Consider the following 25,713-nt stretch of genomic DNA (forward strand, 5'->3'; position numbering starts at 1 on the left):
ACACAGTTATGACTAACAAAAAAACACGTCGTGCGGTCTTGGTATCTATTGAGCAAGAAGATGGTCGAATAAGGATTCGTCTCGATGACGTGGAAGGTGAGGAGGGGTCTAAGAACTGGGTGCGGAAAGAGCATGTGACAAACAAAACATATGATGAAAATGTTGTGCGAGAGATGGCCATTGATGAGGCGGAGTTCGCGGACTTCGGTATGTATATTTTTGCGAGGCTCAGCGCATTTTTATCAATGGGGGAGTGTTGAAAGCCAAGATCCGTAAAAGGGGGCGGAATGGATGGTCCCGATTTCACGGACACCTAAAAGCGAGGACAATCCTCGCACGGAGGTGTTCGATGGAAAAGCGCCAAAGGTTCAGTGCGGAATTCAAGCGTGAGGCGATCCGCTTGGTGCAGACAAGCGGTAAGCCGTCCGCCACGCTAGCTCGTGAATTGGGCGTGCCTCGCAATCGGCTCTACAAATGGGTACAGGATGCCGAGAAGAAGGGTGGCCAGGCGTTTCGTGGCAGTGGTCGTCCCAAGGCAAGTCAGGACGAACTGGCAGCGCTCAAGCGCGAACTGGCGCGCGTGAAAGAAGAGAACGAGATTTTAAAAAAAGCGGCGGCGTACTTTGCGCGGGAGCTGCCGTGAAGTACGCCTGGGTAGCGACCCAGCACGGTCATGCCGTACGCACCTTGTGTCGTGCGCTGCAGGTATCGCCCAGTGGCTACTACGCGTGGCGCAGCCGGCAACCTGGTGATCGAGCGTTGGAGAACCAGCGCCTGATTCAATGCATCCGGGAACTACATGTCGTCACGCGCGAAGCCTATGGGACGACACGGATATGGCAGGCCTTACGGCAAGAGGGTGAGACGTGCGGGCGTCACCGGGTGCGTCGCCTTCGTCAGCAGCACAGCATTCAAACGCGTCGGCGACGTCGTTACCTGCGCACGAGAGCCCCTTATCAGCGCGTGCCTGCCGCACCGAACCGGCTGACCTGGCCGTTCAGTAGCCCTGGACCGGACCGGATATGGGTGGCTGACATTACCTACGTGCCGACTCGACAGGGTTGGCTATATCTCGCTGCGGTGCTGGATGTTTATAGCCGTCGCATCGTGGGTTGGGCGATGTCTGATCGCCCCGAGCAAGCATTGGCGTGCAATGCGTTAACGATGGCCCTTGGGCAACGACACCCAGCGCCAGGCGCCATCCATCACAGTGATCAAGGCGCGCAGTACACAAGCAAGACCTATCGAAAACAGCTTGCTGATGCCGGATTGGTATCCAGCATGAGCCGCAAGGGTCTCCCCTACGACAACGCGGTGATGGAAAGCTTCTTCAGCTCGCTGAAGCAGGAGCTGATACATCACGAACGTTTCAAGGATCGTGATGCGGCCAGGACGGCGATCTTCGAATACATCGAGAGCTTCTACAACCGACAACGGCTGCATAGCAGCTTGGGCTACCGCTCACCCGAAGCTTTCGAGAGAATGGCTGAGGTGACTAATTAAACTGTCCGTGGAAACGGGACCCGTCCAAGCCGAATTCCAGCGTGCCGCAATACCCATTGCAAAGAAGTGAATGCAAGGCATATCGTAAATCGCTGCAGTGTGATTCTCAGTGCCCTGGCGCGCAAAGTGCAGTGATTAGAGATAAGAAACTATTGCAATACTACAAGTGTGAAGCTTGGGGGTGGTAAGTGAAAATTCTAGCTCTGATATTGCTCGCAATGTTTAGTGCTCAATGCATGGCAGACGTCGATGGGTGTAAAGAGATGTCAAAAAAAACGTCGGATGCTGCACTTCCGGAAATTAGGAAGGCGTTTATGGAATCTCATAAATTTCCAGTGAACGAGGTAAGTGTGTCAAGCGGACGTGACTGTGGTGACAGCGTCTATTACGTATTTGAGGCTACCGGGAAATATGCAAATGTTGGATATCATTGGATTGTGACTAAGTATAAGTCTTCAGGAAAAATTGAGATTACAGACGGAATTTAGTTAAAACGGAGCAGCAGTCGGGGAACAATCGGGGCCGCCCTGCGGCAATCGGGGCTGCGGCAATCGGGGCCGACGAATCGGGACTACCTCTGGATGGACGGTATTCCGGTGGCCAATATCGATACGGCCAATGGCAGCAGCACGATCACGTATGTCACAGCGGATGAATTGGGAACGCCAAGAGCTATCGGAGACGCCAGCGGCTACACGCTCTGGCGGAACGCCTACCAGGGCAATCCATGGAATGAGCAGACACCTATCAGCAGTGGCTATGTGTATAACCTTGGTCTTCCCGGCCAGTATTACGACGAGGAGACAGGGTTGTATAACAACGTAAATCGTGACTACTGTCCTGCATGTGGGCGATACACCGAAAGCGATCCCAATGGACTGTTTGGAGATCAATTGAGCACGTACGCCTACGCTGACAATGACCCATTAGGCGAAAGTGATCCGTTTGGCCTTGCTTCCGGGCAATGGCAGCAGGTTCCTGGAACCAATACGTGGGTGAGAATTGATGGTCCCCACGTGCCGGGTCAGCAAACCCATGCGCACATTCAAACAAAGGGGGGCGGAGGTGGCAATGAATTTAGATGGTACGCCTAGCCACGGATCGGACCTATCTAAAATGACGCGTAGTAAAAAAGTGTTGCAATTTCTCGCGAAGAAAGGTTTTGCAGTTGAATGTCTTTCTACGGTGGGGGATGCATTTTTTATCCAAGACCTAGTGAAGAATGTCGAGGCGGAGGCATGTTCAAGAGGGGACGCGATTGCCTGTGGGGTATATCAATCAATGAGCGGGCAGCCTCCTGGACAGCCGATGTATTGACCAAGTCAGTGTTCAATTCTAAGGGTGAAATAATATGAAACTGTATGGCTACACCGATACGGAACCTCATCAGCTGGCTGCACTTAAAGAGGTGAGCTTTATCGCAGATCCGACGGAGCTTCGTAAGTTGGCTGCATTTTTAATTAATCAAGCGGACCTTTATGCGGGAGGTGGCGAACAGGAGCATGGCCACTTTTCTGATTTTGTCGGAGATAGGGAAATGGTTGGAGACGTGATCGTTTGTAATCCGAAGTACTTTCGTGAATGACGAAAAATTTTGAGCCTGGTTGAAAAAGTGCCGGTCTCCGAGCAGCTTACGAGCAACTTAAAGGGTCTGACCCCAATGTTCGGACCGCCTCACCCAGGTCACCGATCCGAGCAGCCTCAATACCACCTATAGCTACGACGGCCTGAGCGATGCGACGGGGCAGGTGAGTCCCGATACCGGCACCACCAGTCGCTCCTTCGATGCCGCCGGCAACGTGTTGACCCGCACCGATGCCAAAGGCATCACGGCAACGAACACCTACGACGCACTCGATCGCTTGACCAGCACCAGCTTTCCCGACACCACCCAGAACATCACCTACACCTACGACGAGGCCAACAGCGTCACCGGGTGCAGCAGTTCGAACCCCGTCGGCCGCCTGACCCGCATCATCGAAAGCAGCGTCACCACAGCGTACTGCTACGACGCCTGGGGCCGCGTGATCCAGAAACAGATCATCACCGGCACCACCACTCACACCGTGGGCTACAGCTACACCGCCGCCGGCCGGCTCAGCGGCCTCGTCTCGCCGGACGGCTCACTGGTCAGCTACGACCGCGACGGCGACGGCCGCATCCAAAGCCTCAGCACCACCCCGCCAAACGGCACCGCCACCACCGTCGTCAGCGGCGTGACCTACCAGCCCTTCGGACCGGTCAGCGGCTACACCCTGGGCAATGGCCAGGCCATCACGCGCACGGTCGACGCCAACTACCGTCTCACCGACCTCACCAGCCCCGCGTTTAGCTTGCACGTCGCCAGAGATGCGATGGGCGATATCACCGCCATCGGCAACGTCGCCGGTGCCAATCCAGCCACGGAGACTTACAGCTACGACCCGCTGTATCGCCTCACCGCCGTCACCGAAGCCAACGGCAGCGTGTTGGAAAGCGTCACCTACAATCAAACCGGCGACCGGCTCAGCAAAGCGGGCAGTGGTCTAGACACCGGTACCTACGGCTATACCCCGAACACGCATCAGCTGGTCACCATCGGCAACGCGGCACTGACGGTCGATGCCAACGGCAACACCACGGCCATGACCCAGGCCGGCAGCACGTATGGCTTTGGCTACAACGACCGCAACCGCATGGTGGTCGCGCAGGTCGGTGGCAGCACCCTGGCGAACTACACCTACGATGCGCTGGGGCAGCGGATACAGAAGGTGGCGAACGGGCAGCCGGAGAGCTACGTCTACAACGAGGCCGGGCAGTTACTGGCCGAATACGGCGCGACGAATCGGGATTACCTCTGGATGGATGGTATTCCGGTAGCCAATATCGATACGGCCAATGGCAGCAGCACGATGGCGTATGTGACGGCGGATCAGTTGGGGACGCCGAGGGCTATCGCCGATGCCAGTGGCAATACGGTGTGGCAGCTGCCGTATCAGGGCAATCCGTGGGCGGAGGTGGCGCCGACGAGTAGTGGGTATACCTACAACCTGCGGTTTGCGGGGCAGTATGCGGATGCTGAGACGGGGTTTAGCTACAACGTTAATCGGGATTACGACCCAGGTACGGGCAGATATATTGAGAGTGATCCGTTAGGGGTGTTTGGCGGTCAGGCTAGTACCTATGCCTATGTGAGCGGGGATCCACTAGGCAATATCGACCCTCTCGGCCTTGCTCCTGGCGACCGATATCATACGGTGCGGTGCGCGGGATGGAATGCAGTTACAGGCATTAATCCCGAATCAAAAATTCCAGGTTTCTTTCACCCCAATGGCCGGGAATATGGTGGATGGATATATCAAAACAGGGACGGAACATTTTCCTACACCGCTCCTGTTGCTGGGGGCTCTTCGGAAATGGATCCCAATACATTTAACCCTATTCCATCAGACACTCAGAAGGCAGGTTAGTATCACACCCATGGTGGGTATGACCCTGGCGCAAATTACGACAATAATCCTGGCCCGGGGCAGGCTGGATATACTTGGGAATATGATGGAAATGAGGTTTGGTCCGAAGCTGATATCGGCTTCACAAACTCAAATCGTGTTCCTGGTTACCTCGATACGCCCGGCGACCATCCTCAGGAGCTTTATCCCTATGGGAAGTCGACGCTCTTGAGTCCTGGAAACTGCGGGTGCCAGTAAGGCGCGAATGAGGAGTTAGATATGAAAAAATTAGGTGCTGTGTTAATAGCACTGATGTTCTCAGGTGCGATATTCGGGCAGGCGACGAATGGGGTGCGACCGCACCCGGATTACGTGCCCGATGAAAGAACTGCAGAGACCATTGCTCAAGCTGTTTTAATTGCTCGCTTTGGAGAGGATAGGGTAAAGCCACAACTTCCTCTTCACGCGGTTCGTAGTCCCAATGGAAATTATTGGATAGTTCAGGGCACAACTCCTGCAATGACCACAGCCGGTGGTTTAACGGTGGTGATCGACGAGCACTCAGGATGCATCGAAGCAGTAATGACACATATGAAATAAACGAACCAAAGGTGTTCAAAATCGGAACCAAAGGGGTCGGAATGGACGGGTCCCGTTTCCGTGGATGGGTCCTGATTTCACGGACACCTAAAAGCGAGGACAATCCTCGCACGGAGGTGTTCATGGAAACGCGTCAAAGGTTTAGCGTGGAGTTCAAGAGCCAAGGGGGCCGCATGATGAAAGTCAGCGAGAAACCTGCTGCTGTCGTGGCACGCGAGTTGCGCAAGTGGCGCCAGATTCACTTTTCCCAGCCGGGAAGCGAGCTCAATCACCATTTCGGCCCTGTTTTGACCGCGGAGAGAATTTAGTCAATGAAGAAGATGGCCGCGATGATAATTTCCCCTCTGGTGCTTCCCGTGCTGTTCTTCATCGCAAAAATGATTGTTTTCGACGAACGTAATGCCAACTATTTTAGGGGCGCGGTCTTCGAAACGTTTGCTGGCGTTTTGCCTTTCAGCTATTTATTTTTTCTAATTTTTGGTGTTCCAGTCATATTGATTCTGACAAAGGCAAAGCGACTGCAAGGTCGGTTTGTTGTGCCGCTAGGGGCGTTTTGTGGCCTTCTAACGGTGGTCCTTATATTGGCCTTCACAAAAAGCTTGCGCAGTATTTTTGAGAACGGGGTTCTGCTGCTCGTGACCGCTTTGGCAGGAGCCGTGGTCGCGGGAGCGTTTTGTATAATGGCCAAGGTACCGATGAGGCAAAATAGTGGGCTGGTTGAGTAAGGGATAGTCAGTCCGATTTCAGCATCCGGATAAGCCAAGGACATTTGACGAAAAAGGCAGATGATGACGCCTCGAAAGAAAAAGTGGATGTTCATCGGGCTGGCGGTATTCACGCTCTTGTCTGCCTTGTATTGCGCGCTTGGTGTTGTCCAGGCCGCATGCCTTTTTTCTGGGGATCGAGCGGTGCGCAATGTTGAATTTTGGGGCACTTTGGCATGCATCGCCGCGGCTCTCTCGATCATCTTTGGTGTGTTCGCCATTCGAGCCATTGTTAAAGCTAAGCGCCACGTCGTTTCCTGATTCAGCAGAAAAGCGATCTCTTATTCTGAGGGTCATCGCAGTAATTGATTCGGTAGATGAAGGAAATACCCCTGCATGTCGATAGAGCAACTCGATGTCGTAGACGTCACGAGCGTGGATTCCGAAGGCGTCGTCGTCCTTACCATCAGCGACCATCTTGCATGGGAAAATGTGGATGCTCCAAGGCATCTGTGGCTGCTTCAAGAAAAGATTAACAAGTACCTGGCATTTTTCGAGAGTGGCGAGATTTACGAATCGTGCCCGCAGTATCGGGGCATGCCGGCAAAAATCAGTGTCGTGGGAAAGCACCCTTTGAGCGGCGATGCTCAGGCCTTCTACACGAAGGTATCCAGCATTGTTGAGGGCGCTGGCTTTGGCTTCGAATTTAAGCACTTCGATGTTTCTTCATCCCGCTAGGCAGGGATAGTCTTTATAAGAGCGCCATAGTCAAAGGGGCCAGAACACATTTCTAGGCCTGTCATCATCATCGGGGCCACCCACCATTTAGCCCTTCACTGACAAGGTGTTGCGACAGCCGCGGATAACACTTTCCTCGTTCCTGGCGCAAACTGGTGAATGTCCCTGGTCTGCCCCTCCGCTTGTTACTCACACGAGTTTGCAGATTCCGTAGCGGCTACCGTCCTTAGTGGGTGGATTAGTCAATTCACAGAGCAGGTTGATGGGGCGACCATCTAGCTCGCCGTTAATGTCGTAGTTCAGTTTTCCGTACTTCCAGGCTACGTATTGAACGCCCTGGTAATTAATGAAAATTTCTTGCCATACAGTAGGCGCCGCGGTAATTATTCGGCGCAACCCGGCCGGGTGTTTTATGGCGGGTAACGAAAATGCTCCATTTTCGTCGGTTACCGTGCGCTGAAGTGCTCTTTTGTTTCCCGACCATGCCGCCGTTTCTACGAGTTCGGCTCCTTGCACAGGCCTGCCATCTATCAACACCGTGCCACGAACTTCAGAAAACAGAACCAATTGATCAAATGCACCCATCGAACATCCCCCTGTCAGGCCCGATGACAAAAACACCAGGCATCCTAATGCTGCAACACTAATCCAGCGCTGCGCCTTTCGTGACCGCTCAAACGGCCTCCCATTCCCGGAAGTCAAGTTTCCCTCCTCGTAGTCTTCCCTGGCTTGGGTCTACGTCAATCGAAGCCCCATGCTCCTTCTTGCCGCGCAAGTATCGTGGCTGATTAGGATCAGAGGCGCTAGCAACCGGATCGGCTAGCAATCGGCGCCATCCACTATTAGTCCGTCACTGACAAGGTGTTGCGACAGCCACGGACAGCACTTTCTTCGTCTCTGGCGCAAAGTGGTGGGTGTCGCTGATCTGCCTTCGGTGCCCTCGATCTGCCCTTGCGATTCACACGAGTTTGCAGATTCCGTAGAGGCTGCCGGCAATAGTGGGTGGATTAGTCAACTCACAGAGCAGGTTGATGGGGCGACCATCTAGCTCGCCATTTGCGTCGTAGCTAAACTTGGCGTACTGCCAGGCTACATATTGAACGCCCTGGTAATTAATCAAAATATCTTGCAACACAGTAGGCTGCGCGGTAATTAATCGACGCAACCCGGCCCGGTGTTTCATGGCGGGTAACGAAAATGCCCCATTTTCGTCGGTTACCGTGCGCTGAAGTGCTCTTTTGTTGCCCGACCATGCCGCCGTTTCTACGAGTTCGGCTCCTTGCACAGGCCTGCCATTTATCAACACCGTGCCATGAACTTCAGAAAAAAGAACCAATTGATCAAATGCATCCATTGCACATCCCGTTGTCAGGCCCGACGACAAAAAAACCAGGCATCCCAATGCTGCAACACTGATCCAGCGCTGCGCCTTTCGTGATCGCTCAAACGGCCTCCCATTCGTTTCCCTCCTCCTAGTCTTCGCTGGCTTGGGTCCACGTCCATCGAAGCCTCATTCTCCTTCGCAAGCGCAATCTTCAAGCGCAATCAGGGCCAGCCATCAATTAATTCATTGCTGACAAAATGTCGCGACAGCCGCGGACAACACTCCCCTTGGCTCCGGCACAACGTGGCGTTCAAATAGCGGATGTCCCTGATCCGCTTCCCTTTGAAAAAGATGTGAAAACGCACCTCCGCTTGCTCACACGAGTTTGCAGATTCCGTAGAGGCTGCCGTCAGTAGTGGGTGGATTAGTCAATTCACAGAGCAGGTTGATGGGGCGACCATCTAGCTCGCCATTTGCCTCGTAGTTAAATTTTGGGTAATTCCAGGCTATATATTGAACGCCCTGGTAGTTAATCAAAATTTCTTGCGACACGTTAGGCTGCGCGGTAATTAATCGGCGCAAGCCGGCCCGGTGTTTCATGGCGGGTAACGAAAATGCTCCATTTTCGTCGGTTACCGTGCGCTGAGGTGCGCTTTTGTTTCCCGACCATACCGCTTTTTCTACGAGTACGGCCCCTTGCACAGGCATGCCATTCATCAGCACCGTGCCATGAACTTCAGAAATCAGAACCAATCGATCAAATACACCCATCACACATCCCTCTGTCAGGCCCGATGATAAAAACACCACGCAACCTAATGCTGCAACACTGATCCAGCGTTGGGTCAGAGTGCACTTTCTCGAAACCAGAAACAGGGGCGGGCTGAAGCTCGGGCCAAAGTGCACGTTCCGATGAAGGGACGTGCGCTCTAATCCCTGTTTAGCCCTCCAATATGAGCGCCTAATTTCCCGGCGACTGGACATTCTGCAGAGCGCCTACCGTCACCTTGGACTGCCACAGGCTATCCATCGACCTGAAGTACAGCGACGGCTTCCAGCGTTCAGCGCTCCAATATTCCCCACAGCCTATCGTGACCCCGCCCTCAATCGAACCTCCGCTGCAATTGGGCGGAGCCTCTCCCGCAACCAGATTTCCGCTATTCGTTCCCGATAAATATTGTTCGGGGGTGGCCGTTTGGGTATACGGCGAAAAGCCGAGCATTGATCCGGTCATGTGCAACGTTCCCTGCATCAGCTGCGCACTCATGCGGGGTTTTGCAACGGTATCTCCGTAGTTGGCGGCAAGCTTTTTTAAAAGTTCGTTGGCCTGTGCGAGCTGTTGTGGACTGAGCTGCCTTCCGATCTGGTCGCGGGTAGCCACAAACTTTGGATAGTTGCGCTCGGAAGCGAGGGCTACCCAGGCATAGGCCGCAACGGGATCTCTACGTACCCCCTGGCCATTGAGATACAACAAGCCTATGCAGAGCTGAGATACCTTGTCCGCATAGCGCGCGCCGACCAAGAAGTATTGCATCGCTTCCGTATAGTCGCCTTTTTCGTAGCGAATCAACCCTTCAAACTGGCCATGCAAGTCTGGATGCCAATCGGTCGAATTTTCGCTCATTGCCTCCAGCACCTTCAGATCGTGCTTATCAGGCAAAGTAGGTGACGGATCACCGTTGGCAGCCCATGCGCTCGACGTAAATACGCAGCAGACCAGCAAGAAAATCAGGGCAGCGCGCAGAACTTTCATAAGGCCTCCATGTCGCAATATGAAGAAGAAATATCAGGGCCGCGTGCGATAGCGAGCATAATCCTTACCATTAAAGGGCGAAACCAGGTATGGCGCTCCCGCCAATGAATGCCGATTGGAAATACGGCTTTCACTCCAAATTGGCCGAGCCTCCACATTAAGCGCTTAAGGTCTTGAGCAAAAAAGGCGCAAACCCCTCCGACATCTCACGGCAATACCCCCTGTCATCAGATTGCCGCATAGCCCGCGTCACACTCTCTGTTGCATTGCACGAAGCGCGCCTTGCTTGTATGGGGTGCGCTTCCTGGCTGGGCAGGGCGGGAGGGCGAGATGAAGATTCTGGTGGTGGAAGACGACCATGAGACCGCGAAATATCTGAAGGCCAGCCTGTCCAGCGCCGGCCAGTTCGTCGATTGCGCCGCGGATGGGTCAACCGGTTGGCAGATGGCGATGCAAGGCGAATACGACCTGCTCGTGGTGGACCGCATGCTGCCTCACACCGACGGCATATCGCTGGTGGGCAACCTGCGCCAGCGCGTGCCGAAAACTACCTTCTCGAATACGTCGAAGGCATGCCGATGCCGGAGGTGGCGTGGGGACGCATCACGCCCGCACAAGTGGGACAACTGCTCGCTCTGCACAGCATCTACAGCGACACCGTGTTGCGTACGCCGTTTATCGCGCGCGCCTATGCCGGTCCGCTGGCCGAGCACATTATGGCGACGCTGCAGCAGGCAGTCAGCGGCAAGCCGACGGAGCAGGCCATCGGCGGCGTGCAGTCCAAATTGGTTTTTCTGGTCGGTCACGACACCAATATCGAGACACTGGCCGGCCTGCTAAACCTTCACTGGCTGCTCGACGAGCCGTCGGCCGATCCGACGTCCACCGGCGATGCGCTGGTTTTCGAATTGTACGGCGACGCACAGAACAGTCAATTCATGGTGCGCGCGTATTACGTCAGCCAGAGCATGATGCAGATGCGCAACACGACCCCGCTGGATCTGGATCATCCGCCGGCGATGGCGCCGATCGCCATTCCGGGATGTAGCGACGGGAGCGATGCGAATGCCTGTCCGCTGGATCGATTCGCCTGCATCGTGCAGCGGAGCACGGCAGCGGAAGAGCATCCGTAACCACGATCGATGCGCCGCGCCGCCCCATTGCAGATCCATCTGCAGCAGGATTTCGCGTCCGTAGATGTTGGCGACCAAAAGGGGCGGAATGGAGTTTCCTTCCCACCTCACTGCTCGCCAATGGTTACGGCGTCAAAAGGGATCGTCAGTGTCTTCCACTTTCATGATCTTCCAGGTTCCGCCTTGCTGGCGCAGGAAGATGACGATGTTCGATTTTGTTGCGCCGGAGCCAAAGGTAGCCAGAATTACCGCGACGTTGTCCAACGTAATGGGCGGTCGAATCACGACGTGGCTGGCCCAATCTTTTTCGTCGAAGTCCTGCACCTTGGTGAAGTAGTCCGTATCCCCCGGCAACTTGTCGTGTTTGTAGTCATCGCGCAGGGCGTCGATCGTCTTCTTCTCGACGTAGGCATAGATGTGGTCGTCAATCAGCGGATTCTTTAGCTGAGCCGTGAGGGGGACATACCAGGCATAAAACGCCTTTACGTCAGCCTCGGGGGTGGGCGCGCCCATCGCTACCGAAAACCGCGGGCTGAGCGCGCAAATCAACAGCACTGCCGCCAACCCAAACACCCTAAATATCTTCAACATACGCCCTCTCAATTGTGGCGGTAAATCGTGTAGGACGGCTTGACCCTTCGATAATCGGGGCCAGGATAGAAACCCTCAGTGCCCGCCCTTTGCTTGAAGTCGGACACCCACTTTGAACCGTCGAACATCGCCATGTGACCATGAGAGTGGCCCGCGATTCCATCGATAACCACGACATCGCCTTTTTGAGGTGCGTCAGTGACTGCATAGAAACCAGCCGCCACCAAATTGGGGCCATAGTCCTTTGCATTATTCGTAGGGGTAACGTAGACCCCTCCCCACTGGATAGCCCGGCGCACATATGCAGCGCAATTGTTGGTGCTGTGGGGCTGCGCATGACCGTCGATAAAATTGGCTGCGCCGGTGGCATTAAATGGCATTGCGACACTCCCTCGTCGTTTGGTCCCTCGCATTTAACCCGATTATTAGGGAAAGTTCTGTCAGGAAATCCCTACAAGCCAGAAACCCGTTGGGTCAAAGGGGCCCGAGTCAAAGCAGTCAAAGGGGTCAGAGCCTGAGGTATCCCCACGTTTTTTCGCTCGTCATCCCAGCCTTCGCTGGGATGACGGCGAGACTCTTTGAAGGTCTAGATTGACTTGGACGTGGCGCAGATTTTTGGGGGAAATCTCAAGCAAAAACGTGGGGATGCCTCAGGTTCTGACCCCTTTGTACATAGGTTCACTTTCTTAGTGAACCTGGCTTCACCTTGAAGAGACTTTTTATCGCCAGCTAATCTTCAAGAAGACGCCGGAGGTGATCGGTTGACCACGCCACTGGTTGCCCAACTCCCATTGAAGTAAGAAAGTTCATCTAAAGCCGTTATAGGTCCGCCGGGTACGGGAGGAGTTCCTGACGCATTGAGCACCATGCTGATATTGGAGCCTATGGCGCAGGATGAAGTGTTCCCGATCATCTTGAACTCGATTGGGCGGTAGTTTTGTGTGTTAGCAGCTAAGTGGGAACCGTATGAGTTTGTCCCCGCCATGCTATTTGAATAAGTCGCACACGAGATAAAAATCAGGCCATGAATATCTTGGGAATCTGTTGGAAGGCCGGTGACCGTCGAGCTGTCAGTAAACAAATACCACCCTTCTCGCTGATTGTGTTCAGCGCCGCACGAGTTGAAGCTAACGCCGATGATGTTCGACAGCGCGTAGCCCCAAAGATTGTAATCGGACCCACAGGCGGTGAAAGATGAGTACGTCAGCCCATTCAAAGACCACCCAATTCCTGTGTTTTCACTGGCGTAGCTTCTAGTGGCATTTATAGACGTATGAAAGCCGTTGAAGAGATAGCCAGCACCTGCGCTCGTCGTCGCCCAGCAATCTGAGATCGTGCCCATAAAAGCATTTGTAAATACAAGGCCGCTTCCTCCGCTTTGCTGAACGCGAACGTTGCTGATCGCAAAGAGCAAGCAGAATGATCCTGTTGTATTGGTATCGTTTCCCATGCCAATCACGATGCCGTTGCCTGGCGCTTGGCTGATTTCTATGTCCTCGATACCAAAATGCGCACCAGCGTTGAACGTGATTCCGTTGGTGCCAGAAGAGGCAGTGGAGAAATTGAGAGTCGTACACACCGGCCCATCACCTCTTACGATGATGTTGTGCAATGCGTTTCCAGACGCACCGTCCGGGCTATAAGAGGTAAAGGCAAGCGTTGCACTGCATACATATTGGCCGGCCGGAAAATAAACTACACCTCCACGAGAAGTGGAGTCTTTCTCTAAAGAACTTATCGCCGCTTGTATCGCCAATGTGTCATCCGTCACCCCGTCGCCGGTAGCACCAAACGTCTTGACGTTTGTCCACATTGGCGGTGCCGGTGCCGGTGCCGGTGCACTTTGCGCGTTGGAGTTGGAAACTCCGACGGCTAGCGCGCCGCCTATTGATAACGGCAATGTTCCGATAAATTTCCTTCGCTCCATGGCTTCACCTTGTCGAGTGGTTGAAAACGCATCTATTGCTTAGCGTTATCGCTAATTGGAGTCAGTTGGAAGTAGCGCCTCCACCTGCGGTTGGCCTCAGTGCGCCGCGCTGCCCCATTGCAGATCCATCTGCAACATGATCTCGCGTCCGTAGATGTTGTAGTTCTCGACGTTGAAATACGGGTACGCGGTGTCGGTGGGGTCGGCGGGCGGCATCTTGTTGGCGATGTTGTTCACCATCAGCGAAATCTCGACGTCGCGAGTCGGGTGATAGCTCACGCTGCCGTTGAAGGTGATCCACGGCGACAGGCTTCCCGCGCCGTCATAGCCGGCGCCGTCATTCTGCGCGGCGTAGTTGGGCGATGGGCCGTAGCGGTGGCCGTACAAGGTGCTGCTCCACCGGCCGCTGGTGCTGGTCCAGGTGACGCTGCCGCTGACGATGCTCTTGAACTCGCTGCTGTACAGCGGATCGGCCAGGCGGTTGATCGGTGCCTGGCCCGGTGCGATCTGGTATTCGTGCCCCAGCATGTCGTTGTAATCCAGTTGCACGACGAAGCTGCCCAGGTGCCAGGGCGAAAAACGGTAGCGTGCGCTGCCGGTGATCGAGCGGGTGGTTTCGTTGCTGAGGTTGGCGTAGTACGTGGTGATCGCGGTGACCGGTCCCGTGCCGCCTGCGCGTTGTACCTGTCCGTCGACGGGGTTGAGGATGGCCTTGCATTGGGCCGAATCGGGATCGAGCTGCTTGAGCAGGCACTGCGCATCCATGTGCATCAGCAGGTTCACGTCTTGCAGCACCACCTCGTCGCGCACGGTGAGGTGCAGATAGTCCAGACTCAAGTTGAGTCCATCGATGGGCGACCACACCGAGCCCAGCGTCCAGCTTTGCGCCGAGGTCGGCTGCAAGGTCGGGTTGGCCAGCGACGTGCCGCGCACTTCATATTGCTGGTTGCTGCCGCATGGAGTCACGTGCTCGATCGCGCACTGGTAATAGTCGGTGATCGGCGTGTAGTAGCTGGTAGGGCCGAGAAAGATCGAAGCCAGGTCCGGCGCCTTGAACGCGGTGGTGTAGTTGCCGCGAAACAGCAGGCTGTCCAGCGGGCGGAACTCGATGCCGATCTTGTAGGTGAACTTGTGATTGTTGCTGCCCTTTTCCAGCGCGTAATGATCGTAACGGCCGGATGCATCCAGCGTCAGCGAATTCAGCAGCGGCAGGTTCCACTCGAACGCTGATGCCTCGTGCGTGCGCTGGCCGCCGCCGCCGGTGGCCGCGTGTTCGAAGATCGAGCCTTGCGTAAACAGTGGATTGACCGGCTCGTACCAGGCTTCGTTGCCGCTTTCCACCAACGCCGCGAAGCCGGCATCGCCGCCCGGCAGGGTGAACAGGGACGCATTGGTGATCGTGACGCGCGTGTCGTTGATCCAGGTATTGCTGGTTTCATTCACGCCCTGGGTAAAGCTGCCGTATTGGGCGGGCGTTACCGGTTGGAAGAACGCCGGATAGCGCGGGCTGTAAAGGTTTACGCCGGTGCCCGGGTCGACGCCGAGCTGCGGACCGAGTATCTGGTCGAAGAAAGCATCGATCGATGCCTTGATCGGCAGCGACTCGACCACCTCCGTGCGATCGCCGGTGCGCAGGTAATAGATGTCCCAGTTCCAGCCCGAGTCGCCGAAGCGGCCATTGGCGCCGAGCGTGCCTTGATAAAGCAGATCGTCCTGGCGGGTCATCTGTTCCACCACGCCGCCGGGCATTTCCTCCGGTGCGAAGTACCTGAGCAGATACAGCATTTGGCGGCTGTTGGCGTCCTCGATCAAGCCCTGCGGATAGTCGTCGGAAAACCAGTCCGATACGCCCGGATACCATCGCTGCTGCTGCGAATCGAGCATCAGGCTGCCGTAGAGGCGCAGCGAATCGCTGACTTCGTAGTCGAGCTTCAGCATGCCGTCGTAGTTACGCAGTTGATTGCTATAGGTGACGTAACCCACTTGCCGGTCCGAGCCGCAGAACTGACCCGGCTGGCTGGCCTGGTGGCTGTTCATCAGCGTGGTGCTGCCGCCGAACAGGCGGGTGTCGCAACCGGCGGGTGGGTTGAGGTAACTCAACGGATAGCCGGTGAACTGGGGCAGCGTGCCGTAGTCGAAAATGGCCGCCTGCAGGTTGGATGCCGTGCTGCCGGAAGGGCCCGAATTGCTGCCGGTGGTCAGCGGGCGCTGGAAGCCCCAGATCGGCGAGGCATTGTCGAACTCGCCGGCCGCCAGCACTCTGAGTCGGCCGAAATCGTGGCCATAGGCGAAACTCAGGCGCTGGTTCGCGCCGCCGCCGTCCGAATAGCCGCCATCGCGTACGGAAATTTCGCCGCCTTGCAGGTGCGAGAGGGTCACGATGTTGATCACGCCGCCGATCGCCTGCGAACCGTAGATCGACGATGCGCCGCCAGGCATGAAGTCGATCCGCTCGATCATGGCGATGGGCAGGTTCGCCACGCTGGTGAAATTGGCCGTGCCGTCGTATAGCCGTCCAAAATCGGCCAGCGGCTTGCCGTCGATCAGGATCAGGGTGAACTGCGGATTGAGGCCGAACAGGCTGATCGGTTGGGCGCCCTGGGTAAAGGTACTGGCCGCTTGCGGCCCTTCCACCGAGCCGGTGGCCAGCACCGAGTTCTGCAGCACGTCGGCGAGGTTGTTGAAGCCGCGCGCCTTGATCTCCTCGGCGCTGATCGAATAGATCGGCGTGGCCGTCTGGATCGAGGCATTGCCGATCAGCGAGCCGCTGACGTTCACCGCGCTGAGCATCCGCGTCGACATCGTTCCGATGTGCGTTTGCGTGGCGTCGGCGGCGCGCTGGAAAACCGGCGAGCGCTCCAGCACGAAGGTGGCATCGTTCAAGGTCTTCCAGGTCAGGCCCGTGCCGACCAGCAGCCGCCCCAGGGCATCGGCCGGGGCAAAGCTTCCGGACACGCCGCGGGTGGTCTTGCCTTCGGCCAGCTCCGGCGCATAGATCAGCTGCACCTTGCCCTGTTCGGCGAACGCATCCAGCGCATCACGCAGGCTGCCGGAGCCGATCGCGTAGGAGGGCAGCGACGAGGAGGTTTGCGCCGCGGCTTCTTGCGGGACGGCCAGCGACAGCGAGGCACCGCACAGCGCCAGCAGCAACAGGGATGCGTGGCGTACCCGGCCCGGCATGCTGGCGGCAGGCATGACGTCATGCCGGAGAGCACGCGCAAACCTTCGCCGGATAATGCCCGCCATGCCTACTTCTCGCCTCCCACTTCTTTCCCCTGCGTGATGCCGTTCGCGTTGCCGGACGGCTTGGGTCGATCATAGGGCATGGCGGCGCAATCGCGGCTTCGCCAACGGAAAAAGCCCGGCCTGTGACAGCCGGGCTTGGTGATTTCCAGGCGCACTTCCGTGCGCGCCGGGCAACGCTTCAGAGACGGATTAGAACGTCACGCTCCAGCTGTTGAGCGTGCCGTAATCGCCGTAATACTCCGGATCGTTGTCGATGACCTTCAGCTTCCACGTACCGTTGGCCGTCACCGAGGAGGCATTCACCGTCCAGGTGGTGTTGATGTTGCCGTCATCGCCGTAGTCGGGGTTTTGCAGCACGGCGTACGCACCGTTCGGCGCCACGATCTCAATGGTCAGGTCGCCCGACCAGTTGTGCGTGATGTTGGCGTGTATCTGCAGGTTGGTCGGTGCGTTGCCCGAGATGCCGGTCACCGCGATGCTGCTGGTGATGGTGGCATTGTCGTTGATCGCCACGGCCTTGTTGTTGCTGAACACGCCGCTGGTGCTGCCACCGCCGCCGGTGCTGCTGCTGGTCACGGTGACCGAGCCGGTCTTGGTGTTGGTCGCACCGGTGCTATCGGTGACCGTCAGCGTGACGGTGTAGGTGCCGGCAGCCGCATAGGTATGGCTAGGGCTGGCCGAGGTCGAGGTGCCGTTGTCGCCGAAGTTCCAGGCGTAGGTGCTGATGGTGCCGCCGGTATCGGTCGAGCTGTTGGTGAAGGTCGCCGTCAGGCCGCTCACCGTGTCGCTGAAGTTGGCGACCGGCTTGCCGGCCGGGGGAGGCGTGGTGCCGCCGCCGCCAGTGCTCGTGCCGCCCCAATACTTGGTGACGTAGGTGCTGAACTTGCTGATGTCCAGGCTGCCCCAGCCGGTGGTGGTGTCGTAGCCCGCGGCGGCGTTGTAGCCGTAGCCGCCGTAACCGTTGTTGCCCGAAGTCACGTCATGCAGCGGCGTGGCGTCCTTCGAGAAGTAGGTGTACATGTTCTGCGTCGGCAGGCCGAGCGAGTTGTTGTTGGCCGACTCGATACGTGCCCAGATGCCCACGAACAGCGGCGAAGCCAGGCTGGTGCCGCCCACCTGCTGGTTGGCCTGGCCGTTGATCACGATCAGTGCGCCGGTGCTCGATGCCGCATCGAACGCCACGTCCGGCAGTTCGCGCTTGGTGACCGTTGCGCCGAGCGCGCTGGTCTGCCAGGCCGGAGCCGCTTCGAACAGACTCACGCCGCCGCCGGTCGCCCACAGGCGTTCGTTGTCGTCGGGCGTGCCGTTGTTGTTCTGGCCTTGCGGATCGATCTGCGCCAGGCCTTCGTTCCACACCGTTTCACCGGACCAGGTGGTGGTGTTGGTGGTGCTCAGGGTGGTGCCGCCCACGGCAACGACGTCCGGCGAGCTGGCCGGTTCGCTCACGCCGTAGTGGCTGAGAGAGATCTCGGTGGTGCCGCTGGAGTTGGCGACATAACCCGGAGCGCCTTCGGTCGGATCGCTGGACCACTGGTACACGCCCGCGTCACCCGCGGCGACCGAGAAGATCTGGCCCTGCGCGACGGCCTGGGCAAACACCTTGTCGTCGGCAGCCTGCGTGCCGGAGTTGTTCGCAGCCGTTTCGTCTTCGCCCAGCGAGACGTTGATGACCTTGGCGACGTTGTCGGTCACCGCCTTGTTGTACGCGGCCGTGATAGTGGCGTCGGTCAGCTGGCTGTCGCTGCTGTCGCCGTTGATTGCGGCGTAGAAGATCAGCTGCTTGACGCCGCCGGACACGCCGATGATGTCCTGGCTGTCCAGATCCCATTCGGACGGATCGCCGTCGCTGGCCAGCGTGCCGGTGCCGCCGGCGACCGTGGAGGTGTTCACCGTGGCCAGGTTGTTGTTGCTGGTGAAGGTGTTCAAGTCGGAAATGGTCTGGGTCATGTCACCCCAGGTGATGATGCCGACCACGGTGTTCGATGCGGTGGGCGTGCTGCCGGCATCGTAGATCGAGGCGAAATCGGTCGGGTTGTGGCCGACCTGCGTACCGGTCGTCGCCAGCTTGGCGGCGTCGGCGCTAATGCGGTGTGACATCACGTGCGGACGGGCAAAATCCTGCAGGCCCAGCACGCCGTCGACGATGCCGCCCAGCGATTGCGGCACGGTCACGTCCGACGCATTGGCGAAGTGCTTCTTGCCCTTGTAGCTGAAGGTCTTCATGTTGGCGTTGAACGCCGCATTGGCAGCAGCAGAGGTACCATCCGCCGACACGAACAGATTGTTCGGTGCCACCTTGATGTTGGTGAAGCCGTAGGACTTCAGGTGCGACACCACCGTCTGCACTTGCGCTTCGGTCGGCGCGTACTGGGCCTTGAACTGTGCAGGCGTCAGGAACTGGTGATAGCTGGCGCTGCCAGGCTGGTTAACCGCATGCAGGAAGCTCTGCAGCGCATCCACGTTGCGCAGATTCAGGCTCACTTCCACGTGCAGTTTCTTGCTCTGTTCCAGCGGCATGATCTGCGAGGCCTCGATCGAAGGATGGCCCGTCATCATCAGCGTGGAAATTTTGCTGCCATTGTTCTGGATGCCCGCGTGCGTACGCGTCGATACCCAGTTGTTGCCGGCCTGCGCCGACATCGACACCAGTGCCAGCGACAGCGCCGCCGGCAACAACAGTTTGCGATTCCCCGTAAAACCAAAACGACTCGACATTGAGTGAACTCCCGAATTTTGGGACAAGCGAACCCGATGCGGCTCGCAAGCCCCATGAAGTAGTTGTTGCCGCGCGTGCGGCATCTCGAATCACTGCGTGTCTGGCGGCCCACGAAGGCTCTCAGAGGCCGACGTCCCCTACGTTCCTTGTACGTCGGTGCTGCAGTTCCGCCGATGAATAAGACGCGTGCGTGAAAGGAATCCCCACCCGCGTGCGATGACGAAGATCAACTTTGTGGCGTGGTTCGCACGAATGTCGCTTTTGTCATTTTGTCGTAAGCGTGCGTTGCGCACTGACGAATGCGAGTGTCGAATGTAGATCGGGTTAGCGCAGCGTAACCCGACAATTGCGAAAGGTTAGGAGTAAGTGGAGAGAAGTGAGAAATAAGCAAAGCCACGGCATGGCTTCGCCTTTCTCTTAATTCTCGCTTCTCTCCACTCACTCATCGGCTGTTGGGTTACGTTTCGCTAACCCAACCTACGCATTACGCGATGTGCGGTCTTACTGATTGCGCAGCAATTCGATCTGCGTAGCGCTGATGCGCTTGGTGTGGATGGGCCAGCCCTGCTGCAGCATCATTAACATGGTCTGCTGATCGTGCGTGTTGAAAACACCGCTGACGCGGATGTCCTGCAGCGATGCATCGCCAATCTGCAATTTGGTGTTGCTGTAGCGGTTCATTTCCGCGAGCAGGTCCGCCAGCCGCCAGTCGTGCACGAACAGCTTGCCCTGGGTCCACGCTTGCGCCTGCGGCACATCCACCGGATGCACGGGCGTGATGTGTCCGCCGTCGTCGTAGGCCAGGCCCTGGCCGGCTACCAATGCCGCTTCCTGCCTGGCTCCGTCGGGGGATGCCGCGGCAATGGCGAGTTTGCCCTGCAGCAGGGCGACTTCGGTGGCGTGCTCGTCGAGCCGCACCTGGAATCGCGTACCGACCGCGGTCACGGTGCCGCTGCCCGCATGCACCACGAACGGCCAGGCGTGATTGCCATGCACCGAAAACTGCGCCTGGCCGTGCATCAGATCCACGCGGCGCACGTGCGCGTCGTAGCGCACGGTCAGTTGCGTATCCGTATCGAGCAGGATCGAGGAGCCGTCGGACAGGGTGACGGTCTGCGCCTGGCCGGTGGTCGTGGCGTAGGCAACACCTTCAGATGCGGCCGGCGTTGCCAGCCAGCGAGGCAGCACTACGGCAGCCACCAGCAGGGCGAAGCCGGCGGCGAAAGCCGGAAACAGCCAGTGCCGCCGGAACCGTTCCGCCGGCTCCGGACGCAGTGCGCGGGCGGCTGCGGCCATCACGGCGGGATCTTTTACGGCGTCTTCGCTCTGCTTCCACAGCAGCTCGATTTCGCGATAAGCCGCCGCATTGGCCGGGTCGGCCGTGCGCCAGTGCTCGAATGCGGAGCGTTCGTTGGCAGGGCAGTTCGGTTCGAGCAGGCGCACGAACCAGTGCTCGGCTTCGTCGTACGAGCCCAGCGCCGCGCCCCTGTTTGTATTCCGCCTGTCCATGTCCATTAAAACGTGTCCGATGAGGAATCGCCTACCTTGCGCCGCAATTGCGACAGGGCGGTGGCGAGGTGCTTTTCCACCATCTTGACGGAAATGCCGCAACGCTCGGCGATCTGCAGGTGGCTCAGGTCGTGCACCCGCTTGAGCAGGTAGACGCGCTGGCACTTCGGCGGCAGCTCCAGGATGGCCTTGGACAAGCGGGCCACCTGCTGGTCGTAAACCGCGCGTTGTTCCGGCGTGTGCTCGGTGGCGGCGATTTCCAGCCCCTCCAGTGCGACGTGTTCTTTGCGGTGATGGGTCAGTGCCACGCGGAACTGGTCGTGCGCGACATTCACCGCGATACGGTAAAGCAGTTGCTTCCAGGCCGACGGCGGCTCCGACTCGCGATAGCGCAGCAGTCGGGTCAGGCTTTCCTGCGCGGCATCCTCGGCATCCTGCTCGGACGCCGTTCGCCCGCGCAGAAACTGCACCAGTCCGCGGAACTGGCCGCGGATGAATGCGTCGAAATGCCGTGCATTGGCGCGTACGTCGATGGCCGGGTTTTCCGGCAACGGAACGATCGACGCGCCTTCCCGCTTATTTTCCATCCCCAACTGATCACCCGCCCAACACCGGCTCGAATGTGCAGCAAAAAGCGTCTGCGTGCAACGAATTTGCCACAAAGGATGCGCGCGGCGTTCACGCCGGCATTTTTCTTTGTCAGCTTGTCGCAAGCGAAAGACGGGTATTGCGCCGACTGCGGTGCGACGCGAGCGGGGTGGATGCGTTGCGATGGTGATGCAACGTCGAACGCCACCAGATCATTTCGCTTCGATCGCCGTCCTCAGTTTCTGCGCCAAGGATTGAATGACGATCAGGTCGGTTGCTGCGTCTCCCAGGTCTTCTGCCTCCTGCGCGAGCAGGCTTTCCTGGTAGCGCTTCAATGAAAGAAGAAGGTAGGCCATTTCTTTAGGGGAAACTTCCAGGTGGATCATGGCGGCTCCGAATGGTTAAAAAAATGTAAATTCGATCGCCACCCGGTGAGCGGGCCAGGAATCGGCCTGATAAAGAGCTATTCCGAAGGCCTCCACGGCGGCCGCAAGGGGCTCGCCGCCCGCGGCGCCTCGCCCCTATGCAAATTCCAAAAATTAGTGCCATCTTATGCGTCTGCTACTTCACCAAAGCTAAGGACAAGGACACACCATGCGTATCGATCGAACAATGATGGCTCTTGCGGCAGTGGCTCTGGCAGGTTTGCCGGGCGCCGCCGTGCACGCTCAGTCCAGCAGCGGCTCCTTGCCGAGCAACGGACCGGCAGTGGCCGGCATCTGCTATTTGTCCCGCGAGGCGGTTTTCGCCAACGCCAAGGTGGGCCAGGCGGCTTCCGCGCGCCTGAAGCAGTTGGCCGAGCAGGCACAGAGCCAGATCGATGCCGAGCGCAAGCCGATCGAAGCGGACGTCCAGGCGTATCGCGCCAAGGCCAGTTCGATGTCGGCCGATCAGCGCCAAGCGCAGGAACAGGCGCTGGGCCAGCGCATGCAGGGCGTGCAGACCGACCAGCAGACCAAGGCCCGCCAGCTCGAAGCGACGCGCGCCAAGGCGATGGACCAGATCGCATCGTATGCGCAGCCGGTCATCGCCAGCGCCTACTCCAGCAAGGGCTGCGGCGTGTTGTTCGATCGCAACGTGGTGTTGAGCGGCAACATGGCCAACGACCTCACGCCTGCCGTGGTGCAGGGCTTGGACGCCAAGGTCACCACCATCTCCTTCAATCTGGAGCCGGCGCCGGTTGCCAACACGGGCAGCACCACGCGCTGAACGGCTGTCGTTTCGACGAACGCAAAAAGGAGGGGCCATGCCCCTCCTTTTTTTGTGCGGATCATTATTTGGAAATCAGCAGCAACAGCGATTGCCCGCATTGGTTGTAGGTCGCACCACTGCCGCCGATCAGCGTTTCATTGCCCGGTGTGACCCAGGTGTTGGGGCCGTCGTTCCAGTTGCAGGTGTCGGTGACGCGGTACCAGTTGGTGCCGGTGGGCGGTGGCGGCAGGGTGAAGGTCACCTGGCCGGACCAACCGTTGTAGGCGATGTAGATGGAGTTGGCATCGCCGAACGACGAACCATTGATCGTGTACGCAATGGCGTAGTTGCTGGTATTGCTCCAATAGCTGCTGGTGGCCTGCACACCGCTCGGTTCCCACCATTCCACCTGGCTGCTGGTGTACCAGTTTGCCGGACGCAGGGCTGGGTGCGCGAGGCGGAAGGCGATGGCGCGTTGCGCGAAGTTGTAGAAATTGGATTGGTCGCTGGTCCACGAGTAAGTCAGCCAGTTGGCGGTGGAGTCGACGTTGTAGGGATTGTTGTTGCACTGGAGCGAGCGCAGGTATTCGTCGCCGCCGGCCATGATCGGCGTACCGGCCGAGAGCATGGTGAATGCCAGTCCGGTGCGTGCCGCGCGGCGTTGATCCAAGGCGGCGCCGCCCTGGTTCCAGCTGTAGTTGGTGCTGTTGCCGCCGGATGAGGGACCGTAAGGCCAGCCCTGGCTATTGTTCGGGTTGTCGCAGGAGTAGATGTCGAACAGCGTAAAGCCGTCGTGGATATCCATGTAGTTGGTGGAGTTCCACGGATAGCGGCCATTGCCTTGAAAGATATTGGCCGAGCCGGTGAAGTCCTGTGCATCCTGGCCAATGGAGATGGTCATGTTGCCCAGTTCGTTCTGCGCCTGGCGAAGCGTGGCCTGGAACGCGCCGTTCCATTCCGACCAGCCGGCTGGGAATTGTCCCTGGTCGTTGCCGCCGCTGGCGCTCCACGGTTCGGCAAACAAATCCAGTCCCGTTCCGCCGCCAGCCGGACGCACGGTGAAGTTGGCGAGAATCTGGTTGATAGCCACCTTGGAATCGGAGGCATCGAAATTGAAGCCGCCGTTCGGGCAGTTCGGTGCGGCTGCTTCGTACGATTGGTTCAAACAGTTGTTGCCGAGAATCGGTCCCTCGTCGAAACGGAAACCGTCGACGCCCATCGTGTTGCTCCAGTAAGCGAGCGAATCGATGATCATCTGCTGTGCGACGGGGTTGTAGGTGTTGAAGTTGGCGCCGATGCCAGTGTCGTCGTAGAAATACTGGTTGCCGGTGGTCAGTTCGTAGTACGTGGCGTTGTCCAGGCCGCGCCAGGAAATTTCGGTGGCGGTGGTCGGATCGGTGCTGGTCCAGGTGCCTCCTTCAGCGGTGTGGTTGTACACCACGTCCATGTACACCTTGATGCCGGCGTTGTGGAATGCCTTCACCATGGCCTGGAATTCCGCGGTGGGACCGCCAGCGGCCTTGTTATAAGCGTAGCGACGATCGGGGGCGAAGAAGTCCTCCGTCATGTAGCCCCAGTAATTCTGGTCCTGGGTCGAATTGGGGATCACGTCGTTTTCGTCGTTCTGCGTTTCCTGCATCGGCAGAAACTCCACCGCCGTCACGCCGAGGCTGGCCAGGTAGCTCGCTTTCAAGCCTGCGCCGTAATAGGTGCCTTGATACTGCGAAGGAATGCTCGAATCCTGCTTGGTCAGGCCGCGCACATTTACTTCGTAGATCACGTCGTCTTTCTGCGCGCGCGTGGGTTTGGTGCCGGTGCCTTGCGTGCTGGGTGGAAGCACGATGCCCTTGGGCGCGTACGTGCCGCTGTCGATCTGGCGATACGCAACGCCGAAGGTCGAGTCGACAGTAGCGCCGGTGGCGAAGATGTCGGCGTCCTGGTTTTGCGCGTTGAGCGGATCCTGGCTGATTTCCTGTGCATAGGGATCCAGCAGCAGCTTGTTGGGATTGAAGCGGTCGCCGTTGCTGTCCACATCGGAAACGAAGCCCGTCGAAGAGCCTTTGCTCCAACTGCTGCTGTAGGGCCAGTTCGGCCCCCACGCGCGGTAGCCGTAATACACCGAACCGGTGATGCCGGCATTCTGGATCGACGAAACCGGTACCACCACCTGCCACACCCCGCTGCCTACGTTGGTCAGCGCATACGTCGCGGATTCCTGCACGCCATAGCCGGCGCTGTACAAGTACAACACCATGCGGGTGGCATTGGCGGAATACACGCGGAAGGTGATTTGCGTCTGTTGTGCGTTGTAGCTGGCGCCAAGGCTCATGCTGTCGATGGTGGCGCGGGCGGGCATTGGCGATAGCGCGGCCAGGCCTGCGCAAGCCAGCATGGCGACGAAAAATTTCGGACACTTCATTAGGGCATGCCTCCATCCTGCTTCGTAAGTGAAGAGGTGCAATGGATGTGCTGTCTTGAGTTCCCTGAAGGCGCAAGCAGGCTTCTCAGCCCGCGTTGCCGCAGCTGTGTCGTAGGCGAATCGATCTCCCCATCGATTTTGTGAAACTTGCGCTAGTGGCGAGAGCTGGTGCGAGGGATGTTAGGAAGCATCGCGGTGCAGCAACCAGCGGCTGCATACGTATTCATTGAAGAAAGATGGACGGCTTTCACGTGGAAAACACGAAAGTCGATCTGCCGCAAGAGCCAATGTGGCAACCACAAAAAACGCCGCGACGAGGCGCGGCGTTCTTTCGAATACGGTA

At 57.9% G+C, this 25,713-nt stretch carries 26 protein-coding genes and 1 pseudogene; 14 read left to right on the forward strand and 13 right to left on the reverse strand.

The window, feature by feature from the left end:
* The first annotated feature begins 8 nt into the window (after positions 1-8).
* From ISS99_RS10065 to ISS99_RS10120, 11 genes are all read left to right on the forward strand, one after another.
* Entirely contained in the window at positions 9-260 is a 252-nt protein-coding gene (locus tag ISS99_RS10065; protein WP_204631471.1) for a hypothetical protein, read from the forward strand.
* Positions 261-349: 89 nt separating this feature from the next.
* Positions 350-643 (forward strand): transposase, encoded by a 294-nt coding sequence (locus tag ISS99_RS23260; protein ID WP_204631472.1) that lies wholly within the window; start codon positions 350-352, stop codon positions 641-643.
* Complete coding sequence (locus ISS99_RS23265; protein ID WP_284343756.1) at positions 640-1,503, forward strand: IS3 family transposase; 864 nt, start codon at positions 640-642, stop codon at positions 1,501-1,503. The genes ISS99_RS23260 and ISS99_RS23265 overlap by 4 nt, the downstream gene beginning before the upstream one ends.
* 581 nt (positions 1,504-2,084) lie before the next feature.
* A complete protein-coding gene (locus tag ISS99_RS10080) occupies positions 2,085-2,597 on the forward strand; it encodes an RHS repeat-associated core domain-containing protein (protein ID WP_204631473.1) in 513 nt (170 codons plus the stop codon).
* A 257-nt stretch (positions 2,598-2,854) separates the two neighbouring features.
* Positions 2,855-3,088, forward strand: coding sequence for a hypothetical protein (locus ISS99_RS10085; RefSeq protein ID WP_204631474.1), 234 nt, complete (start codon positions 2,855-2,857; stop codon positions 3,086-3,088).
* Between the two features lie 163 nt (positions 3,089-3,251).
* Complete coding sequence (locus tag ISS99_RS23675; RefSeq protein ID WP_204631475.1) at positions 3,252-4,952, forward strand: RHS repeat-associated core domain-containing protein; 1,701 nt, start codon at positions 3,252-3,254, stop codon at positions 4,950-4,952.
* A 258-nt stretch (positions 4,953-5,210) separates the two neighbouring features.
* Positions 5,211-5,531, forward strand: coding sequence for an NTF2 fold immunity protein (locus tag ISS99_RS10100; RefSeq protein ID WP_204631476.1), 321 nt, complete (start codon positions 5,211-5,213; stop codon positions 5,529-5,531).
* 122 nt (positions 5,532-5,653) lie between these two features.
* Positions 5,654-5,839 (forward strand): hypothetical protein, encoded by a 186-nt coding sequence (locus ISS99_RS10105; RefSeq protein WP_204631477.1) that lies wholly within the window; start codon positions 5,654-5,656, stop codon positions 5,837-5,839.
* Between the two features lie 3 nt (positions 5,840-5,842).
* A complete protein-coding gene (locus ISS99_RS10110; protein WP_204631478.1) occupies positions 5,843-6,256 on the forward strand; it encodes a hypothetical protein in 414 nt (137 codons plus the stop codon).
* 87 nt (positions 6,257-6,343) lie between these two features.
* Positions 6,344-6,556, forward strand: coding sequence for a hypothetical protein (locus ISS99_RS10115; protein ID WP_204631479.1), 213 nt, complete (start codon positions 6,344-6,346; stop codon positions 6,554-6,556).
* A 75-nt stretch (positions 6,557-6,631) separates the two neighbouring features.
* Positions 6,632-6,973 (forward strand): DUF6572 domain-containing protein, encoded by a 342-nt coding sequence (locus ISS99_RS10120; RefSeq protein WP_204631480.1) that lies wholly within the window; start codon positions 6,632-6,634, stop codon positions 6,971-6,973.
* 189 nt (positions 6,974-7,162) lie between these two features.
* Here ISS99_RS10120 and ISS99_RS10125 read toward each other — a convergent pair whose 3' ends face one another.
* The 4 genes from ISS99_RS10125 to ISS99_RS10140 all read right to left on the reverse strand — a co-directional run bounded on the left by ISS99_RS10125 (position 7,163) and on the right by ISS99_RS10140 (position 10,050).
* Positions 7,163-7,558, reverse strand: a complete 396-nt coding sequence (locus tag ISS99_RS10125; RefSeq protein ID WP_204631481.1) for a DUF6795 domain-containing protein — start codon at positions 7,556-7,558, stop codon at positions 7,163-7,165.
* Between the two features lie 373 nt (positions 7,559-7,931).
* Positions 7,932-8,327 carry a DUF6795 domain-containing protein gene (locus tag ISS99_RS10130; protein WP_204631482.1) on the reverse strand — a complete coding sequence of 132 codons (396 nt, stop codon included), beginning with the start codon at positions 8,325-8,327 and terminating at the stop codon, positions 7,932-7,934.
* A gap of 345 nt (positions 8,328-8,672) precedes the next feature.
* Positions 8,673-9,068 (reverse strand): DUF6795 domain-containing protein, encoded by a 396-nt coding sequence (locus ISS99_RS10135; RefSeq protein WP_204631483.1) that lies wholly within the window; start codon positions 9,066-9,068, stop codon positions 8,673-8,675.
* A gap of 190 nt (positions 9,069-9,258) precedes the next feature.
* Complete coding sequence (locus ISS99_RS10140) at positions 9,259-10,050, reverse strand: sel1 repeat family protein (RefSeq protein WP_204631484.1); 792 nt, start codon at positions 10,048-10,050, stop codon at positions 9,259-9,261.
* Positions 10,051-10,380: 330 nt separating this feature from the next.
* On the opposite strand from ISS99_RS10140, the pseudogene ISS99_RS23790 reads away from it, so the two are divergent.
* Together ISS99_RS23790 and ISS99_RS23270 are read left to right on the forward strand one after the other, a co-directional pair.
* A pseudogene (locus ISS99_RS23790) lies at positions 10,381-10,587 on the forward strand (response regulator); the annotation flags it as partial.
* A gap of 35 nt (positions 10,588-10,622) precedes the next feature.
* The gene (locus tag ISS99_RS23270) at positions 10,623-11,183 is read left to right on the forward strand and encodes a histidine-type phosphatase (RefSeq protein ID WP_239537823.1); all 561 of its coding nucleotides are present in this window, start codon (positions 10,623-10,625) and stop codon (positions 11,181-11,183) included.
* 132 nt (positions 11,184-11,315) lie between these two features.
* Here ISS99_RS23270 and ISS99_RS10155 read toward each other — a convergent pair whose 3' ends face one another.
* The 8 genes from ISS99_RS10155 to ISS99_RS10190 form a co-directional block, all read right to left on the reverse strand.
* On the reverse strand, positions 11,316-11,738 hold the full coding sequence (locus tag ISS99_RS10155; protein WP_284343775.1) for a DUF3828 domain-containing protein: 423 nt from the start codon (positions 11,736-11,738) through the stop codon (positions 11,316-11,318).
* 44 nt (positions 11,739-11,782) lie between these two features.
* Positions 11,783-12,154 (reverse strand): CHAP domain-containing protein, encoded by a 372-nt coding sequence (locus ISS99_RS10160; protein WP_204631488.1) that lies wholly within the window; start codon positions 12,152-12,154, stop codon positions 11,783-11,785.
* A gap of 356 nt (positions 12,155-12,510) precedes the next feature.
* On the reverse strand, positions 12,511-13,701 hold the full coding sequence (locus ISS99_RS10165) for a glycosyl hydrolase family 28-related protein (RefSeq protein ID WP_204631489.1): 1,191 nt from the start codon (positions 13,699-13,701) through the stop codon (positions 12,511-12,513).
* Positions 13,702-13,797: 96 nt separating this feature from the next.
* Entirely contained in the window at positions 13,798-16,896 is a 3,099-nt protein-coding gene (locus ISS99_RS10170) for a TonB-dependent receptor (RefSeq protein ID WP_204631490.1), read from the reverse strand.
* Between the two features lie 240 nt (positions 16,897-17,136).
* Entirely contained in the window at positions 17,137-19,662 is a 2,526-nt protein-coding gene (locus tag ISS99_RS10175; RefSeq protein WP_204631491.1) for a protease pro-enzyme activation domain-containing protein, read from the reverse strand.
* 502 nt (positions 19,663-20,164) lie between these two features.
* Positions 20,165-21,172, reverse strand: a complete 1,008-nt coding sequence (locus tag ISS99_RS10180; RefSeq protein ID WP_204631492.1) for a FecR family protein — start codon at positions 21,170-21,172, stop codon at positions 20,165-20,167.
* Between the two features lie 5 nt (positions 21,173-21,177).
* Positions 21,178-21,759, reverse strand: coding sequence for an RNA polymerase sigma factor (locus ISS99_RS10185; RefSeq protein ID WP_204631493.1), 582 nt, complete (start codon positions 21,757-21,759; stop codon positions 21,178-21,180).
* A 213-nt stretch (positions 21,760-21,972) separates the two neighbouring features.
* A complete protein-coding gene (locus ISS99_RS10190) occupies positions 21,973-22,146 on the reverse strand; it encodes a hypothetical protein (RefSeq protein ID WP_204631494.1) in 174 nt (57 codons plus the stop codon).
* A 208-nt stretch (positions 22,147-22,354) separates the two neighbouring features.
* Between ISS99_RS10190 and ISS99_RS10195 the strand changes: the two genes are divergently transcribed.
* Complete coding sequence (locus tag ISS99_RS10195; RefSeq protein WP_204631495.1) at positions 22,355-22,969, forward strand: OmpH/Skp family outer membrane protein; 615 nt, start codon at positions 22,355-22,357, stop codon at positions 22,967-22,969.
* A gap of 64 nt (positions 22,970-23,033) precedes the next feature.
* Here ISS99_RS10195 and ISS99_RS10200 read toward each other — a convergent pair whose 3' ends face one another.
* Positions 23,034-25,370, reverse strand: a complete 2,337-nt coding sequence (locus ISS99_RS10200) for an alpha-amylase family glycosyl hydrolase (protein ID WP_204631496.1) — start codon at positions 25,368-25,370, stop codon at positions 23,034-23,036.
* Between the last annotated feature and the right edge of the window lie 343 nt (positions 25,371-25,713).

The organism is Dyella mobilis (assembly GCF_016904945.1).
In the GTDB taxonomy this organism is placed as follows: Bacteria; Pseudomonadota; Gammaproteobacteria; order Xanthomonadales; family Rhodanobacteraceae; genus Dyella_B; species Dyella_B mobilis.